At 67.7% G+C, this 17,176-nt stretch carries 15 protein-coding genes; 5 read left to right on the top strand and 10 right to left on the bottom strand.

What is annotated here, in order from left to right; translation table 11 throughout:
* Nucleotides 1-29: 29 nt before the first annotated feature.
* Nucleotides 30-1,271 carry a mechanosensitive ion channel family protein gene (locus tag C4B30_RS02935; protein WP_027780857.1) on the bottom strand — a complete coding sequence of 414 codons (1,242 nt, stop codon included), beginning with the start codon at nucleotides 1,269-1,271 and terminating at the stop codon, nucleotides 30-32.
* Nucleotides 1,272-1,726: 455 nt separating this feature from the next.
* On the opposite strand from C4B30_RS02935, the gene C4B30_RS02940 reads away from it, so the two are divergent.
* Nucleotides 1,727-3,445, top strand: coding sequence for a SulP family inorganic anion transporter (locus tag C4B30_RS02940; protein WP_105131670.1), 1,719 nt, complete (start codon nucleotides 1,727-1,729; stop codon nucleotides 3,443-3,445).
* Between the two features lie 122 nt (nucleotides 3,446-3,567).
* Here C4B30_RS02940 and C4B30_RS02945 read toward each other — a convergent pair whose 3' ends face one another.
* From C4B30_RS02945 to C4B30_RS02970, 6 genes are all read right to left on the bottom strand, one after another.
* Nucleotides 3,568-5,028, bottom strand: coding sequence for a DHA2 family efflux MFS transporter permease subunit (locus tag C4B30_RS02945; protein WP_105131671.1), 1,461 nt, complete (start codon nucleotides 5,026-5,028; stop codon nucleotides 3,568-3,570).
* Nucleotides 5,025-5,588: a cysteine hydrolase family protein gene (locus C4B30_RS02950; RefSeq protein ID WP_105131672.1), complete on the bottom strand. Its 564-nt coding sequence runs from the start codon at nucleotides 5,586-5,588 to the stop codon at nucleotides 5,025-5,027. The genes C4B30_RS02945 and C4B30_RS02950 overlap by 4 nt, the downstream gene beginning before the upstream one ends.
* A gap of 67 nt (nucleotides 5,589-5,655) precedes the next feature.
* The gene (locus C4B30_RS02955) at nucleotides 5,656-6,111 is read right to left on the bottom strand and encodes a MarR family winged helix-turn-helix transcriptional regulator (protein ID WP_027780853.1); all 456 of its coding nucleotides are present in this window, start codon (nucleotides 6,109-6,111) and stop codon (nucleotides 5,656-5,658) included.
* A gap of 91 nt (nucleotides 6,112-6,202) precedes the next feature.
* On the bottom strand, nucleotides 6,203-6,436 hold the full coding sequence (locus C4B30_RS02960) for a DUF7661 family protein (protein WP_105131673.1): 234 nt from the start codon (nucleotides 6,434-6,436) through the stop codon (nucleotides 6,203-6,205).
* 44 nt (nucleotides 6,437-6,480) lie between these two features.
* Complete coding sequence (locus C4B30_RS02965; protein WP_105131674.1) at nucleotides 6,481-7,563, bottom strand: serine hydrolase; 1,083 nt, start codon at nucleotides 7,561-7,563, stop codon at nucleotides 6,481-6,483.
* Nucleotides 7,564-7,761: 198 nt separating this feature from the next.
* The gene (locus C4B30_RS02970) at nucleotides 7,762-8,040 is read right to left on the bottom strand and encodes a hypothetical protein (protein WP_027780850.1); all 279 of its coding nucleotides are present in this window, start codon (nucleotides 8,038-8,040) and stop codon (nucleotides 7,762-7,764) included.
* Between the two features lie 51 nt (nucleotides 8,041-8,091).
* On the opposite strand from C4B30_RS02970, the gene C4B30_RS02975 reads away from it, so the two are divergent.
* Both C4B30_RS02975 and C4B30_RS02980 read left to right on the top strand, forming a co-directional pair.
* Nucleotides 8,092-8,967 carry a LysR family transcriptional regulator gene (locus tag C4B30_RS02975; protein WP_105131675.1) on the top strand — a complete coding sequence of 292 codons (876 nt, stop codon included), beginning with the start codon at nucleotides 8,092-8,094 and terminating at the stop codon, nucleotides 8,965-8,967.
* Nucleotides 8,968-9,038: 71 nt separating this feature from the next.
* Nucleotides 9,039-9,323 carry a transcriptional regulator gene (locus C4B30_RS02980; protein WP_105131784.1) on the top strand — a complete coding sequence of 95 codons (285 nt, stop codon included), beginning with the start codon at nucleotides 9,039-9,041 and terminating at the stop codon, nucleotides 9,321-9,323.
* A gap of 109 nt (nucleotides 9,324-9,432) precedes the next feature.
* Here the strand turns inward: C4B30_RS02980 and mgtA are convergent, their stop codons facing one another.
* From mgtA to C4B30_RS35135, 3 genes are all read right to left on the bottom strand, one after another.
* Nucleotides 9,433-12,198, bottom strand: coding sequence for a magnesium-translocating P-type ATPase (mgtA, locus tag C4B30_RS02985; protein ID WP_105131785.1), 2,766 nt, complete (start codon nucleotides 12,196-12,198; stop codon nucleotides 9,433-9,435).
* 722 nt (nucleotides 12,199-12,920) lie between these two features.
* A complete protein-coding gene (locus tag C4B30_RS03000) occupies nucleotides 12,921-14,585 on the bottom strand; it encodes a S8 family peptidase (RefSeq protein WP_105131676.1) in 1,665 nt (554 codons plus the stop codon).
* Nucleotides 14,582-14,743 (bottom strand): hypothetical protein, encoded by a 162-nt coding sequence (locus tag C4B30_RS35135; protein ID WP_155257265.1) that lies wholly within the window; start codon nucleotides 14,741-14,743, stop codon nucleotides 14,582-14,584. Before C4B30_RS35135 ends, C4B30_RS03000 begins: the two co-directional genes overlap by 4 nt.
* A 264-nt stretch (nucleotides 14,744-15,007) precedes the next feature.
* Here C4B30_RS35135 and C4B30_RS03005 point away from each other — a divergent pair, with 264 nt between their 5' ends.
* On the top strand, nucleotides 15,008-15,904 hold the full coding sequence (locus tag C4B30_RS03005; RefSeq protein WP_051421289.1) for a glutamate/aspartate ABC transporter substrate-binding protein: 897 nt from the start codon (nucleotides 15,008-15,010) through the stop codon (nucleotides 15,902-15,904).
* A gap of 413 nt (nucleotides 15,905-16,317) precedes the next feature.
* A complete protein-coding gene (locus tag C4B30_RS03010) occupies nucleotides 16,318-17,160 on the top strand; it encodes an ABC transporter substrate-binding protein (protein ID WP_105131677.1) in 843 nt (280 codons plus the stop codon).
* Nucleotides 17,161-17,176 lie beyond the last annotated feature (16 nt).

Genomic DNA, 17,176 nt, shown 5'->3' on the forward strand with positions numbered 1-17,176 from the left:
CGGCCGGCCGCCGGCCGCCGTGGCCGGTATCAAGCCGCGCGCGGCGCCTGCAGTCCGGCTTGCGCGGCATCGACCATCTGCCGCATGTCGAAGCCCGACGGATGCTGGTACACGCGCAGCCCGAACTCCGGCAGCACCGCGATCAGGTGGTCGAACAGATCGGCCTGGATGGTCTCGTAGTCGACCCACGAGGTCGTATCGGTGAAGCAGTACAGTTCGAGCGGAATGCCTTCGGCCGTGAGCGGCAGTTGCCGCGCCATGCAGGTCATGTCGCGGCGGATGCGCGGATGGCACTTCAGGTAATTCGCGACGTACGCGCGGAACGTGCCGAGATTCGTCAGCTGGCGGCGGTTCGCCGGGCAGTCGCCGGCCGCGCCGAGCGTGCCGTTCCATTGCTCGATCGCGTCGACCTTGTCCTCGAGATAGTCCTTCAGCAGCGTCAGGCGTTCGAGCCGTTCGATCTCGTCGTTCGTGAGAAAACGCACGCTCGTCGCATCGACGAACAGCGCGCGCTTGATGCGGCGGCCGCCCGCTTCGGTCATCCCGCGCCAGTTCTGATAGCTCTCGGTGATCAGCTTCCACGTCGGCACCGTGATGATCGTGTGATCGAAGTTCGCGACCTTGACGGTGTTCAGCGTGATGTCGATGACCGTGCCGTCCGCGCCGGCCGACGGCATCGTGATCCAGTCGCCGATCCGCAGCATGTCGTTCGACGACAGCTGCACGCCGGCGACGAGGCCGAGCAGCGTGTCCTTGAAGATCAGCATCAGCACCGCGGACATCGCGCCGATGCCGGACAGCAGCAGGCCGATCTGCTTGCCGGTTGCATCGCCGATCACGACGAGCGCGGCCGTGATGAACATCACCAGCTTGACGAGCTGCATCGCGCCTTTCAGCGACAGGCGCGGCTGGTCGCGTTGCGAGGTGCGGTGCGTGTGCTCGAGCGCGGACAGCGTCGCGCCGATGGTCATCGTCACGAGGAACACGATCAGCGCGAACAGCACCTTGTCGGCGACCTGCGCGGCCACGGTCGGAATGCCGGGCACCGTGCCGAGCCCGAGCTTGATCACGACGAACGGGACGATGCGGTTCAGCCATTTGAACGCGCCGAATTCGAACAGCGCGTCGTCGACGCGCGTGGCGGACAGCCGCGCGAGACGCGCGACCACGCGAAACAGCAGGAAGTGGACGACAGCGGCGATCGCGCCGGCGGCGGCGAACAGGACGAGGATGCCGACGAGCGGCGTCAACCAGGATTCGTTCAGGGTCATAGGGGCGGAATGGGGCCTTCTCGTGCGTTGAATCGGCGCCGCGATGCGGCGCGCGCCCGGTGAAGGGCGCATGAAAGGGACCGTGATTGTGCCATCGGGTTCCGGGCGCGTGTCGTGAAGGCCGGTCGATCGGCTCCCGAATCGGCTCACCTTTGTGCAGGTCTCCTCTGCATCGAGGTGAGGGAGAGGGGCGAATCCGCATCACCGCAAGCCGGCGCGCGCGCCGGTTGCCGGAAGCGGGGTACACCGGGACGCGATGCACCTGAAGCCATGACGGCAGGCCTTCGCGTGTCGATGCGCGCGATCGGCGATCCATGCAATCATGCGGACGTCGCAGGCGTCGTCGGTGTGCTGCTCGCGCTGGCGGGCGGCCCGTCCGGCGACGGTGAGCGACACGCGGCATCGTCGCGCACCCGTTCGCGACCCCCGTCATTTCGACCTCACGCATTTCACGCATGCAAGATTCCAACGAAAGCCGTCCGCCACGCGTGCGGCTGCTGAAAGGCATCCTCCCGATCCGCCGCGCGGGCGCCATCCGCGACGTCTTCGCGGGCATTTCGCTTGCGTCGATGGACATCCCGCAGGTGCTCGGCTACGCGCGCATCGCCGGCATGCCGGCCGTCACGGGGCTCTACACGGTGTTCCTGCCGCTCGTTGCGTTCGCGTGCTTCGGCGCGTCGCGCCATCTCGTGGTGGCCGCCGATTCGGCAACCGCGACGATTTTCGCGAGCCGGCTGTCGTCGATGGCGCCGCCGGCCAGCGCCGACTATGCGGCACTGGCCGGCATGGTCGCGTTGCTGACCGCCGCGATGCTGCTGCTCGCGCGGATCTTCAAGCTCGGTTTTCTCGCCGATTTCCTGTCGCGCACGGTGTTGGTCGGCTTCCTCGCCGGGGTCGGCGTGCAGGTGTCGATCGCGATGCTCGGCGACATGCTCGGCCTGTCCGTGCCGTACCCGGCGTCGCGCAGCCTCGCGCAACTCGACTATGTCGTCACGCACCTGGTTCACGCGCACCGGCCGACGCTCGCGCTCGCGGCGCTCGTCGTCGCCGCGATTCTCGCGTGCAAGCGGTTCCTGCCGCGCGTGCCGATGCCGATGATCGCGGTCGCGGGCAGCATCGCCGCGAGCGGTGCGTTCGGCTTCGCCGCGCACGGCATCGCGGTGCTCGGGCCCGTGGCGGGCGGGCTGCCGCCGCTGCGCTGGCCGTCCGTCACGTGGCAGCAGTTCCTCGATCTCGTGCCGGTCGCCGCTTCCTGCTTCGTGATGATCATCGCGCAGAGCGCGGCCGCCGCACGCGTGTTCGCGCAGCAGTATGGCGAGGATGTCGACACCAATGCCGACATCCTCGGGCTCGCGGCCGCGAACGCGGCGGCGGCGCTCGGCGGTGCGTTCGTCGTCAACGGCAGCCCGACGCAGACGGCGATGGCCGACGGCGCGGGCGTGCGCAGCCAGATCGGGCATCTCGCGTTCGCTGCCGTCGTCGCCGTCGTGCTGCTGTTCTTCAGCCCTTACCTGCAGTATCTGCCGCACGCGGTGCTGGCCGGCATCGTGTTCACGATCGCGCTCGGGCTAATCAACGTGCGCAGCCTCGCGGCGATCCGCCAGGAAAGCCCCGGCGAATTCACGCTCGCGCTGATCACGGCCGCGGCCGTCGTGACGGTCGGCGTCGAGCAGGGCATCCTGCTGGCCGTCGCGCTGTCGCTGATGCGGCACGTGCGCCACAGCTACCAGCCGCACACGATGGTGCTCGAACCCGTCTCCGGCAACGGGCGGTGGCAGCCGGTGCCCACCCGGCGCGGCGCGATGACGGCGCCTGGATTGATCGTCTACCGGTTCGGCTCCGACCTGTTCTTCGCGAACGATCACCTGTTCGCTGCCGAAGTGACCGCGCTCGTCGATGCGGCGCCCGTGCCGCCGCGCTGGTTCGTCGTCGATGCGGGCGCGATCACCGATGTCGACTATTCGGCCGCACGGACCCTGGCCGATCTCGTCAGGGCGCTGCATGCGCGCGGCGTCGGCGTGCTGTTCGGGCGCGTGAGCCGCTATCTGCGCGCGGACATGGATCGTCACGGGATCACCGAGGTGATCGGCGCGTCGTGCATCTTCGCCACGCTGCATCAGGCGCTCGAGGCGGCGGGCACGACGCCCGCGCCGCAGGAGCCGGGCACGGTGTAGCGGGCAGCGGCGCTAGGCGACCGCGCGCAGCCGCGCGAAACCGTTGCGCGGGTAGCGGGCCGGCTCCGTCGCGGCGCTGCGGCTGCCGTAGCGGGAGGCCGCGCACGCGGCGCGGCCCGTCTTCAGCGTGAACCGGCCGGTGTGTCGCGGGCCCCTCGCTCGCCGCCACCCGCACCGGCCGACCGCAACGGCAGCCGCAGCGCCGTCGCGAAGCTCGCCGCATGCAGCGCGCACAGCAGGCCGAACGCCCACGCATACGCGACGGCCTGCGTGCCGCCGGCCGACGTCGATTCGGCCTGCAGCCGCCACGCGAGAAACAGCGTGCATAGCGTCGTGAACGTCGGGCCGCCGAGCCGTTGCACGATATTGAGCGACGTGGTCGCCATCGGCAGGTTGCGGCGCTCGACCGACGCATACGCGGCGGCGATCGACGGCGCGCCGATCGCACTCTGGCCCATGCCGCGCAGAAACAGCGCCGGTACGAGCACGAGCGGATCGTAGCCGGCCAGCGCGAGGAACACGAACGGCAGCGTGGCGACGAGTGCGAGCAACGCTCCGGCGGCGGCCAGCCGGCGTACGCCGAACCGGCTCGTCAGCGCGCCCATCGACGGGTAGGTGACGAGCATGCCGAGCCCGAGCGGCGCGAGCAGCCAGCCCATTTCGCCCGGGGTACGTCCGCATGCCTGGATCAGGAACACGGGAATCAGCATCTGGCCTGCATACAGCGCCCCGTTCGACAGGAACTGCGTGCTGGCTGCCGCGCCGAACACGCGCGAGCGGAACAGTGCGAGATCGATCAGCGCATGCTCGCCCCGGCGGCGCTCGAAGCGCAGGAACGCGACGAGCAGCAGCGCCGAGCAGGCGACCGCCGCGAGGCCGAGCGTCGAGCCGATCCGCTCGACGCCGTACAGGAACAGCACGAGGCCCGGCGACAGCAACGCGAGGCCGATCCAGTCGAGTTCGCGCCGCGGCGCATCGTCCCGGTCGCCGGGCAGGAACCGTGCGGCCAGGGCGAGTGCGAGCGCGCCGACGGGCAGGTTCACCAGAAACAGCCAGCGCCACGACGTGTGCTGCAGGATCGCGCCGGCCACGACCGGGCCGAGGATCGGCGCGAGCAGCACCGGTACCGCCGCGTAGCCGATCACGCGCGCCATCTGCTGGCCGGCGACGCGCGCGATCATCATCTGCGCCATCGGCGCGAGCAAGCCGCCGCTGACGCCTTGCAACACGCGGAACGCGATCAGCGACGTCGCGGACCACGCGAGCCCGCACAGCGCCGACGTGAGCGTGAAGGCCGAGAAGCACCACAGGTAGAGCGCCTTCGCACCGATGCGGTCGACGAGCCAGCCGTTCAGCGGCAGCACCAGCGTCAGCGCGAGCAGGTAGCCGCTTGTCACCCACTGGATCGTCGACAGGCTGGCATGCAGGTCGGTCGCGAGGCTCGACAGCGACACGTTGACGATCGTCGCATCGAGTTGCGACAGCAGCGAACCGAGCGTCGCGACCGCGCTGACTTTCCAGATCGACGGATCGAGCCGGCCGCCCGCGTGGCTCGGCGCCGGCCGGATGCGTTCGTCGCTCACGCGCCGCGTCGATCGAGCAGCGCGACGATGTCCTGCGTCGCGCCGGTCTCGCCCAAGCGCGGGAACAGCCGCTCGATGCTGTTGACGTGCGCGTCCGCGTTCAGGTCGGTCATCGCGTCGACGGCGAGCGTCACGTTGTAGCCGAGTTCGTGCGCCTGCCGCGCGGTCGATTCGACGCCGATGCTCGTCGCGACGCCGGTCAGCACGATCTGCGTGACGCCGGCTGCCTTCAGATGCGCGTCGAGACCGGTGCCGGTGAAGGCGCCCCAGGTCTGCTTCGTCACGACGTGGTCGCTCGGCTGGCGGTTCAGTTCGGGCACGAGTTCGGTCCAGTCGGAGGGGAACTGCGCCGTGCGCGGCGGTTGCTCGGTGCGGCCCGGTGCGCCGCCCGCGACGTTGACCAGCACGACCGGCAGGCCGCGGCTGCGGAATGCGTCGAGCAGTTCGCGGGTGCGGGAGATGACCGGTGCGACCGGGTGCGCGGTGGGGAGGGCGACGATGCCTTTCTGCAGGTCGATGACGACCAGCGCCGTGTTCGTGTCGAGACGGGTTACGCTCATGATGGGACTCCGGGGGAGAGGGCCAGGAAAGCCGTGCGCGCGGATGCTGCGTGGCGCGCGGGCCGGTTCATTGGTCGCCGATGCGGCGGATCAGCGGGATTGCCGCGGCGAGCGTGTCGATGTCTTGCGGGTCGAGCTTCTCGATCGCGGCGCCGAGCCACTTGTGTTTCGCGGCGTTGCGCTTGCGTCGTGCGGCGAGGCCGGCGGCAGTGAGTTTGAACAGGATCTGGCGGCCGTCGGTCGGATGCGGTTCGCGCTCGACGAGCGCATCTTCCTCGAGGCTCGCGAGGATCGACTTCATCGACTGCGGCTTCATCGCCTCGGCGCGCGCGAGATCGGCGGTCGTCATCGGCCCGTGCCGTTCGAGCCGCGCGAGCGCGCTCGTCTGGGACATGCCGAGCCCTTCGGAATCGATCTCGGAGCGCAGCCGGCGGATGAGCTGCCCGACCGCGAGGGTCAGGTCGGCGGCGACGGTTTCGGCGGAAACGCCGGGTTTGCGTGGCGGGTTCATGCGGCGAATCATAGAACACGACAGTTAAACTTGCAAGTTTAACTGTCGAATTGGGCGCCGGCTGGCGGCGCTACCCGACGCTACCCGGCGCTTTCCGATGCGACTACGCGCGTCGATGCGCGACCGGTACGACTTCGCTGTATCGCGGGGTCGCGTTTTCGTGCAGCAGATCGCCGAGGTACTGGCCGAGTTCGTCGGCGGCGAGCGTCGCCGGGATCTGCAGATTGGCCGGGCGCCGCTTGCCTTCGGCGCCGAGATCGAACACGGCCCAGCCGCCATCCGTGCGCACCACGGCGAGCAGCCGGCCGAACGCGTTGAAGCGGTATTCGTGCTGCATGACGTCGCTCCCGTGGCATGAACGCGCCGGCTGCCCGTGTGCGCTTACTGGATCGAACAGGACAGCCAGCGATGGATTCGGATTGCGTCGTTCGATACGCCGGCACGCGTCGGTGCGCCGAGCAGCACGACCGTTTCGCGACGGCCTTTCACGCGCATGCGCATCACGACGCCGTGCCCCGATTCGTTGATGAAGCCGGTTTTCTGCAGCCGGATCGGCAGGCGGCTGTAGCGCACGAGCGGATCGGAATTCACGTACACGAGTTCGCCGTCGCCGGGGCGCACGGTGGTCGACAGATCGGTCGAGAAATAGCGGATCAGCGGATCCTGCGCGGCCGCGCCGACGAGCCGCGCGAGATCTTGCGCCGTCGACACGTTGTGCGGCGACAGGCCGGTCGGCTCGCGGAAGTGCGTATGCCGCATGCCGAGCCGGCGCGCTTCGCGGTTCATCGCCTTGACGAATGCGGCGCGCCCGCCCGGATAGTCGCGGCTCAGCGCGGCGGCCGCGCGGTTCTCCGACGACATCAGCGCGATATGGAACATCTCGCGGCGCGACAACGCCGAGCCGACCTGCAGGCGCGAACCGGTGAACTTGATCGTGTCGCGATCGTGTGCGGTCACACGCAGCACGCCGTTCAGCGGACGATCGGCGTCGCGTGCGACGACGGCCGTCATCAGTTTCGAGATCGACGCGATCGGTCGTACGGTGCGCGCATTGCGGGCCAGCAGCGGGGTGCCGGAATCGACGTCGAGCACGTAGGCCGCGCGTGAATGCAGCGACCGGACCGCGCGCGGCGTGTAGCCGCAACTGGCGAGCAGCTTCGGTTTCGCGGGCGGACGCGGCCGCACGACCGTCGTGCGTTTCGCGCGTCGCGGCTGCGGCGCGGGTGCCGCGTGGCGTTTGACCGCTTGATGCGTCACGCGCGAGCGGCGATGCTTGACGGTCTTTTTCTTGCGATGAGGCTTCTTCTTGACGGCCTTCGTGTGTGCATGCGGCTGCGCATGTGCGGTGCGATGCGGCTGCACGCGTTGCGCGGACGCGTTCGTGGCGAATGCGAGCAGCAGGAACGAAAGGGCGAGGATCAGGGTGGTCCGGGCGCGAGGCAGGCGCGCGATGAGGCCGGTCAAGCGAAAGTCTCCTTTTCACGCGCGATGCGGCTGCGCGGAATGCGTGGGCGGTCAGCGGGTGCGGGAAATTATACGGTCGATCGCGGGGCGATGACGATTGGATGCCGCGCAATGACGCGCGATACGGAAGGATTCCGGTCCTTCTTGCGCTGCCGGGCAGCGGTGCGCGTGGGGAGAAAGGCGGCCAGGTGCGCGATTTCAGCGCGGCCAGTTCCGCCGCGACACGACCGCAAAACTGATCGCGATCGATCCCGTCACCGCGCGTGGCGGCGCGTCTTCAAGCGCGTCGCCGAAGCGAAAGCGGCGGCTGCGCCCGTCCGTGCGTTCGGCACGACGCTTCGGTGCGCGCGCATCGGCGGCAACGGCGCATGCGGTTGCCTCCGCGACATCGGATGATGGCTCGGTCACGCAGTCGGCCGCTGGATCGAGGGACATGAAGGTGAATTCCTGGGAGGGCATGTCCGTATTGAACGCCATTGCATTCGATCGGTAAAATGAATATTTCGATCATTACAATTCCGGAAAAGAATGGAACTGAAACTGCTGCGTACGTTCCTGACGGTCACCGAGCTGTGCCATTTCAGCCGCGCGGCCGATGCGCTGCACATGAGTCAGCCTGCGCTGAGCAAGCAGATCGGTGCGCTGGAGGCGAGCCTCGGCGGCAAGCTGTTCGAGCGCGGCCGGCATGGCGCTGAACTGACGCCGTTCGGCGAGCGCTTCCTGCCCGACGCGCAGGCGCTCGTGCGCGATGCCGACGAAATCCTGGCGCGTGCGCGGGAAGCGACCAGTGGCCAGCGCGGGCATTTGCGGCTCGGCATCTGCCTGTCCGTGCTGACGCTCGTACCGAAGCTGATCGCCGAATTCCGTCGTTGCAATCCGGGTATCGCGGTGACGCTGAGCGACCTGTCGTCGTCCGAACAGACGCGCCGGCTGCGCGCCGGCAAGCTCGACGCGGGTTTCCTGCGTCTGCCTTCCGACGAAGGCTTGTCGTCGTTCAAGGTGATCGACGAAGCGCTCGCGCTCGCGGTGCCGCCGCATCTCGGCTTCAAGCGCGTGCCGGCCAACCTCGAGGCGCTCAACGAGATCGGCTTCATCGCGCTGCAGCGTGCGCGTGGCCCGGGGCTGGCCGCACAGATCGACCGATGGTGCGTCGAGCGCCGTTTCGTGCCGCACGTGATGCAGCAGGCGGAGGACGTGCAGTCGGTGCTGACGTCGGTCGCGGCCGGCGTCGGGGTCGCGTTCATCCCGTCGAGCGCGCGGTACCTGCTGCGCGACGCGACGGTGCTGCCGCTCGACGGCCGGGACGCGAAGTGGCGCGTGGGGCTCGCGTGGCTGTCCGATCGCGACGATCCCGTCACCGCGCGTTTCGTGTCGTTCATGCGCGCGGCGCTCAAGGGCGCGTGACGCGGCGTATAGTGTCCGCGATCGTTTTCTCAATGCATGCCGGCGCGACGTCGGCCGACGAACCCGAACCGATGACTTCCGAAACCGACGAATCCCCGCTCGATCCCGCACTCGTCGCCACGCTCGCGGCGCTGAACGAAGCCGCCAGCGATCCGGCCGGCAAGACGTGGTCGCTACCGAAGATCGCGAAGCGCACGCAACTGCCGATGAGCACGCTGCGCCGCGTGCTGACGCAGTTGGACGCCGCGGGCCTGAGCGCGACGACACTGAACGAGGACGGGACCGGCAGCGCCGCGCTGACCGACGAAGGGCGCGCGGTGTGCGCGCAGCTGTTCGGCGCGAACGACGCCCGATGAACGAAAAACGGGCCGCAGATGCGGCCCGTTCGTCACCGAACGACGGTAGAGCGAGTCGTTCGGCCCGCGCCGGTGGGGCACGGGCCGGCACGTCGTCATCGGCGCGACATCAGAACCATTGCTTGTAGCGGCGCACGTAGATCGTCTTGACGATCTGCGCGAGCACGATGTAGCCGACCATCGTCGCGGCGAGCCACAGCCAGAAGGTGCCCGGCAGGTGCATGAAGCCGATCGCGTCCGCGAACGGCGAGAACGGCAGCCAGCAGCCGATCCCGATCGCGGTGAAGGTCGACAGCAGCACCGGCAGCGACGCCGTGCTCTGCAGGAACGGGATCTTCTGCGTGCGCAGCAGGTGCACGACGAGCGTCTGCGACACGAGGCTCTCGATGAACCAGCCCGAGTTCATCACGATCTGGCCGCCCGACCCGCCGTGCAGGTGATACATCGCGCCCGCACCGAACACGGTCCACATCAGGATGTACGTCGTGATGTCGAATACCGACGACGTGGGCCCGACCCACAGCATGAAGCGGCTGATGTTGCCGGCTTCCCACTTGCGCGGCTTCTTCAGGAACTCGGGGTCCATCTTGTCCCACGGCAGCAGCATTTGCGACGTGTCGTAGATCAGGTTCAGCACGAGCAGTTGCGTCGCGAGCATCGGCTCCCACGGCAGGAATGCGCTGGCGACGAGCACCGAAAACACGTTGCCGAAGTTCGAGCTGGCGGTCATGTTCAGGTACTTCAGGATGTTGCCGAACGTCTCGCGGCCCTTGATCACGCCTTCCTCGAGCACCATCAGGCTCTTTTCGAGCAGGATGATGTCGGCGGTTTCCTTCGCGATGTCGGCGCCGCTGTCGACCGAGATGCCGACGTCGGCGTCGCGCAGCGCGGGCGCGTCGTTGATGCCGTCGCCGAGGAAGCCGACCGTGTGGCCGTTCGCCTGCAGCGCCTTGACGATGCGCGCCTTCTGCAGCGGCGTGAGCTTCGCGAACACGGTCGTGCGTTCGACGACCTGCGCGAGCGTGGCATCGTCGAGCGCTTCGATTTCCGTGCCGAGCATCGGTTTGCCGGGTTCGAGGCCGACCTGGCGGCACACCTTCATCGTGACGGTCGGGTTGTCGCCCGTCAGCACCTTCACCGCGACGCCGTTCCCGCGCAGCGCGGCGAGCGCCGGCGCGGCCGATTCCTTCGGCGGATCGAGGAAGGTCAGGAAGCCGCGCACGACGAGGTCGTGTTCGTCGGCGGTGCGGTATTGCGCGCGTTCGTCGCCGCGCGCAATCATGCGGGTGGCGAGCACGAGCACGCGGAAACCGTCCTCGTTGTACGCGGTGGCCTGTTCGAGCAGCCGCTTGCGGGCCACGAAGTCGAGCGGGCGCACGCCGTCCTCATCCTGCACGTGCGTGGAAACCGCCAGCATTTCCTCGACCGCGCCCTTGCAGATCAGCAGGTGCGTGCCGTGCGTATCCTCGACGACGACCGACAGGCGGCGCCGTACGAAGTCGAACGGCAGTTCGTCGATCTTCTTGTAGCCCTGTGGCTTCACGCGTTCGCCGATCTCGTCGGCGCGCGCGACGACCGCGATGTCGATCAGGTTCTTCTGGCCGCTCTGGTGGAAGCTGTTCAGCCAGCCGAGCCGCAGGATGTCCTCGTTCTTGTGACCGGACAGGTCGAGGTGGTGTTCGAGGATGATCTTGTCCTGCGTGAGCGTGCCGGTCTTGTCGGTGCACAGCACGTCCATCGCGCCGAAGTTCTGCACCGAGTTCAGCCGCTTGACGACGACCTTGCGGCGCGCCATCGCGACCGCGCCGCGCGCGAGGTTCGCGCTGACGATCATCGGCAGCATCTCGGGCGTCAGGCCGACGGCCACCGCGAGGGCGAACGTGAGTGCGCTCAGCCAGTCGCCCTTGGTCAGGCCGTTGATCATGAACACGATCGGCACCATCACGAACATGAACTTGATCAGCAGCCAGCTGACGCTCGCGACACCGCGGTCAAAGCTCGTCTCGATGCGTTTGTGGCTCACGACGTTGCGCGCGAGCGAGCCGAAGTACGTATCTTCGCCGGTCGCGACGACGACGGCCGTCGCCGTGCCGCTGACGACGTTGGTGCCCATGAAGCAGACGTTCTCGAGATCGAGCAGCGACGCCGGTGCGTCGTTGGCGGCGCCGGCCGCATGCGTGCTCGCGGATTTGCCGGCCACCGCGCCGAGCGTGTCGTACTTCTCGACGGGCAGCGCCTCGCCGGTCAGCACGGCCTGGCTGATGAATAGGTCGCGCGACGCGAGCAGCCGCACGTCGGCGGGGATCATGTCGCCGGCGGAAAGATGCACGATGTCGCCGGCGACCACCTCACGCATCGGCACCTCGCGGCGCGTCGGCTCCGACGTGTCGGTCATCGCGCGCTGCACGGTCGCGGTCGTCCGGACCATCGCCTTGAGCTTCTCGGCCGCGCGCAGCGAACGGAACTCCTGTACGAAGCGCAGCAGCGCGCTGATCGTGACCATCGTCAGCAGGATCGTCATGCCGACGTAATCCCGATCGTCGGGGGCCGCGAAGTAGACGTCGGTGCAGAAACTGATGGCGGCCAGCACCAGCAGCACGTAGACGAACGGGTTGTGGAACGAGAGCAGCAACTGGCGGGTCCAGTGCGGCGGCTTGTCGTGCGCGATTTCGTTCGGGCCATAATGCTGCAGGCGGTCGGCGGCCTGGTCGTAGGTGAGGCCGCGCGTGCTGGTGTGCAGCGACTTCAGCGTGTCTTCGAGCGGGCGGGCTGCTTCCTGCGCGGCGCGCATGACGCGTGGGTCGTTCTGCTGGCCGGCGCCGGCCTTGATGAAGCCGCGCTGTTTCTTGTGCGAAGTATTGTGTCGTGTCGTCATGAGTCGCTCCTTGCGCACGAGGCGGCGGGCGGGGAGCGACCGTGACGTCATCGACGCACGAGCGCTCCCCGCCGCGTCGCGTCAGGCGCGATCGGATGTGGGTCGGTAAAGGCGGGAACGCTCGCCGGCGCGCATGATGCGGACGGCATGTCGATGCGCAGCGTCGCACCGGCGAGCGGTAATCGACTACTGTCGTCTGAGTTCATCTGCACTCCTGTCGGTTTCGGATAGTCGGCACGGGCGATCGGCAGCGGCGCGCAACGAGGCGCGCGGCCGGACGGCACGCGAACGGAGAGCGCACGCGGCCGACGCCGCGCGCAACACGAACGCACACGCGCGACGGCGCGTCGCGTGCATTCGACAACATCGAAAATTCGGCGGGGGATCTGGCCGGTAATCAGGCCGGAAGGGCGCCGCATCCTGCTTCCCGGGATGCGGCAGAAGACGAGGCTCTGCGCGTTTTCCTCAGGCAGCAGTCAAGTTGGTCAGGAACCAACTACAACTTGCATCGGTGTTCACAGAACACTCCATGTAATTAGACGGGAGCGATGGTAATGGCTCGTCGTGCGAAGCGTCAACCCTTTTGTCAGCCCTTTTTTCAGCGTTATTTCGAGATACTTGATCGCGCCGATGCACGTTCGCGGGTACGCGCGACAGCCGTCACGAAACAGCCGCGCGCGTGCCATGTCGGCATGCGCGCGGCTGCGTCGAACGGGGGGCTGTTACTGGTTCGCCGTCGCGACGGCGGCCCCTGCATCGAGGATGCCCGAGCCTGCCGGCAGCGCCGTGCACGACGTGCCGGCCGCCAGCTTCGCCGCGCGCGTGCCGCCTTGCAGCTTCTGCAGGATCTGCGCGGGCGTGAGATTGCCGTTCACCGACAGCATCAGCGCGGCGACCCCCGTCACCTGCGGTGTCGCGAGGCTCGTGCCGTTCGCGAGGCCATAGGTGTCCGAGCCCGGCGTCGTCGTGCCGGTGTTCGACGTCGACAGGATGTTGACGCCCGGTGCGCTCAGCGCGACATCGGCGCCGAAGTTGCTGAACGATGCGCGGCGGCCCGTCGCGTCGGTCGCGCCGACGGTGATTACGCCGCGGCAGTTCGCGGGCTGGTCGAGTCCGGTCGACAGGCCGTCGTTGCCGGCCGCGACGACCACGGTCACGCCCTTCGCGGTCACGTCGTCGATCGCCTGCTGGAACGTCGTGCTGCATGCGCCGACGCCGCCCAGGCTCAGGTTGATGATCTTCGCGGGATTCGGATTGTTCGGCACGCCGTTGACGGGAATGCCGGCTGCCCAGCGCATGCCGTCGGCGATGTCGCTCGTCACGCCGCCGCACTTGCCGAGCACGCGCACCGGCAGGATTCGGCTGAGCCACGATACGCCGGCGATCCCGGTGCCGTTGTCGGCGGTCGCGCCGATCACGCCCATCACGCGCGTGCCGTGCCAACTGCTGTTGCTCGGCTCGCTTGCGCAGTGATAGTACGGACCGTTGACGTTGTCGAGTTCCTGCTGCGTGACCCAGTCGCCCGGATCGGTTGCGTCCGGGCCGCGCGTCGAGCCGTTGTTGCTGGTGTTGACGTTGCTGATGAAGCTGTAGCCTTGCTGTATCAGGTTGCCGACGAGATCGCCGTGCGGCCGGTAGCCGGTGTCGAGTACGGCCGTGACGACGGTCGGCGAACCCTTGGTCACGTTCCACGCGGGCGGCAGGTCGATGCCGGCGGCCGGGTCGGACATGTACCACTGCTGGTTGTAGAGCGGGTCGCTCGGCGTGTCGCGGATCTGCATCGGGTGATCCGGTTCCGCGTAGTCGACATCGCCGTCGGCCGCGAACGCCTGCGCGAGCGCGGCGGCATCGGCGGCGGCCATGCGCTGGCCGAGCGACAGCACGGCCGCGCCGTTCGAGATCGTTCGCTCGACCTGCACGTTCACCGGCGTTTGCGGGACCGTGCTCGCGTACGCGCGTGCGCTGCCGGTCACCGGCGCGGTCCAGCGCGTCATCGCACGCTGGATCACCGCGTCGAGTCGCGAGCCGTCGTCGATGGCCGCCATCGCACGCGTGGCCGTCAGGGTTTTCAGCTTGACGATGAGGTGGTCGACCGGCGGCTCGACCGGTGCGGCCTGCGCGGCCATCTGCACGGCGGCCTGCTGCGACGAGCACGCATTGCTGCCGGACGACGAGGGCGGCGTGGTCGGGGCCGGCGCGGGAGTGGGCGCCGGCGTCGGTGCGGGGGCCGGTGCGGGTGCCGCGTTGGACGCAGACGGGTTGCTGCCGTCGCCGCCGCCACCGCCGCAACCGGCGAGGGGCAGCAGGGCGGCGGCGGACAGCATGCCAGCGAGCATGCGCGCATGTGCGGGGCGCGCCAGCGCGAAATTGAATCGTTTGGCTCTCATGTTGAAACTCGATCCTCGTAGATAACCGTCGTGCCGGCGGTGGCGCCGGTCCGGGCGAGCCGGACCTTGTCGTTTTTGTCTGACGGTTGCAGCGGGTTGCTGCGACGCGCCATGCACTGGGTAACGGCGTGCGCGGCGGCTTCTTGAGTGCGTTTCACGAGAAAAACGACGGGTGCCGCAAACGATTACGTTGATGCGTCGCAGCACGAACGCGCGTTTGGAACGGCCGGCACAGACGGCGCGACCGACCCCGCGCGCGGGGCGGTCGGGCGAGACGAGCGGCGCGCGGCGGTTTGCGCGGCACGGAAAACATCTTTCAGGATCAGGCCGCGGCGGAAGGTTGTTTACGCTTCTCCTGATGTGACGCGAATATTGTCGGGCGTAGGATCGCGATTCGATCAACGTTTCGTCAGGAGACACGCATGGATCGCCGTTTCCGTTGGCTCGCCATCGCGCTGGCCTGTGCGCTGGCCGGCACCGCGCACGCGCAGGCCCTTACCGGTACGCTCAAGAAAATCAAGGACACGGGCGTCGTGTCGCTGGGCATTCGCGAGTCGTCGGTGCCATTTTCGTATTCGGACAACCAGCAGAAGAACATCGGCTACTCGCGCGACATCGCGTCGCGCATCATCGACCAGGTGAAGACGGACCTGAACCTGCCGAACCTCGCGGTGAAGGAAATCCCGATCACGTCGCAGAACCGGATTCCGCTGCTGCAGAACGGGACGATCGACTTCGAATGCGGCTCGACGACGAACACGCTCGAACGCCAGAAGCAGGCCGCGTTCTCGAACAGCATCTTTTTGTACGGCATCCGTTTCAGCACGCGCAAGGATTCGGGCGTGAAGGACTTTGCGGACCTGGCCGGCAAGACGGTCGCGACGACGGCCGGCACGTCGGACGAGCGCCTGTTGCGCAAGCTCAACGAAGAGAAGGCGATGAACATGACGATCATCAGCGCGAAGGATCACGCCGAAGCGTTCATGAACGTCACGACCGGGCGCGCGGTGGCGTTCGTGATGGACGAGCCGCTGCTGTACGGCGAGATCGCGAAGGACCGCAACCCGGGCGCGTACACGGTGGCGGGCACGCCGCTCGTCCACGAAAACTACGCGTGCATGATGCGCAGGGACGATCCTGCGTTCAAGCATGTCGTCGACGGCGTGATCGCGAAGATGCAGACCTCGGGCGCGGCCGAAAAGCTGTACAACCAGTGGTTCACGCAGCCGATTCCGCCGAAGGGCGTGAGCCTCAACTATCCGCTGTCGGCGGAGATGAAGCAGCTGTTCAAGAATCCGACGGACCAGGCGCAGTATTGATCGTGTCGTAGCGGTATGACGCGGGCCGGCGCGCGAACGCCGGCCGATCGCGCACCGTTCGGGCAGGCTTCGGCTCCCGCACGCCAGCTCCGTACCGAAAATCGCGACGCCTGCAATCGGCGCGCGTACCTCATCGGCGATCCGTCGCGATCGTCGTCTTCCTCTTGTCGTTTCCCCCTTTTTTGAAACCCGCGTCGGCGCAGAACGACAGCGCATGCGTGCGCGCGTGAATCGTGCATCGCAGTTTCGTCTTCCGCGTAAACCCGGATTCAGTTATCAATTTTTACTGGTCAGAATCGGCCGAAATTGTTCAACAATTTTCGGCGTAAAATCCTGTCGAACCGCATGTGGCGGTGCGTGGGAGGCGTTGCAGCGTTTTCGCGCCGGTGCCGAATAACCTCAGGAGCCACGCCATGTCCGGTCAGTTTTCGTTTCGACGTTTCCTCCGCGGCGCGCTCGTGCCGCTGGCTTTCGCGTGCTCGCTCGCGTCGGCGGCGCCGCTGCAGACGGTGCGGCCCGGCACGTTGCTGGTCGGCTCCGACCTGACGTATCCGCCATATGCCTATCTGGACGGCGGCAAGCCGGCCGGTTTCGACGCCGAGTTCTCGCGGATGCTGGCGCGCCATCTGAAGCTCGAGCCGGTTTTCCTCGATACGCGCTTTCCCGACCTGATCCTCGGGATGAAGGCGCGCCGCTTCGATTTCGTCGCGTCGGCGCTCTACGTGACGCCCGACCGCGTGAAGCAGATCGACTTCGTGCCCTACCTGAAAACGGGCGCGTCGTTGCTCGTCGCGAAGGGCAGTGCATTCCTGCCGAAGACGCCGCAGGACCTGTGCGGCAAGCGGGTCGGCACGATCAAGGGCGCGTCGTGGACGCCGAAGCTGCGCGCGGTCTCGCAGGACACCTGCAAGACGACCGGGCGCGGCGAGATCGCGATCCTTGAATTTCCGACCTCGCCGGAGGCGACGTCCGCGCTGATGTCGAAGGCGGTCGACGTGCAGATCGAGGACGCGGCCGTCGCGCAGGGCATTCCGAAGCAGACGACCGGGCGCACCGAGATCAGTTCGACGACGTTGCTGTATCCGATCGTGATCGGCCTCGGCGTGACGAAGGGCGACACGGGGCTGCAAGGCGCGCTGGCGGGTGCGCTGAACGATGCGAAGCACAGCGGGGAGTACGGCGGCCTCGTGAAGAAATACGGGCTGCAGGAACCCACGGCCGCCGACGTCGCCAACGCGCTCGGCACGGCGAAATAACGGCGGCGCTGCCACC

Source organism: Burkholderia sp. BE12 (assembly GCF_002959955.1).
In the GTDB taxonomy this organism is placed as follows: Bacteria; Pseudomonadota; Gammaproteobacteria; order Burkholderiales; family Burkholderiaceae; genus Burkholderia.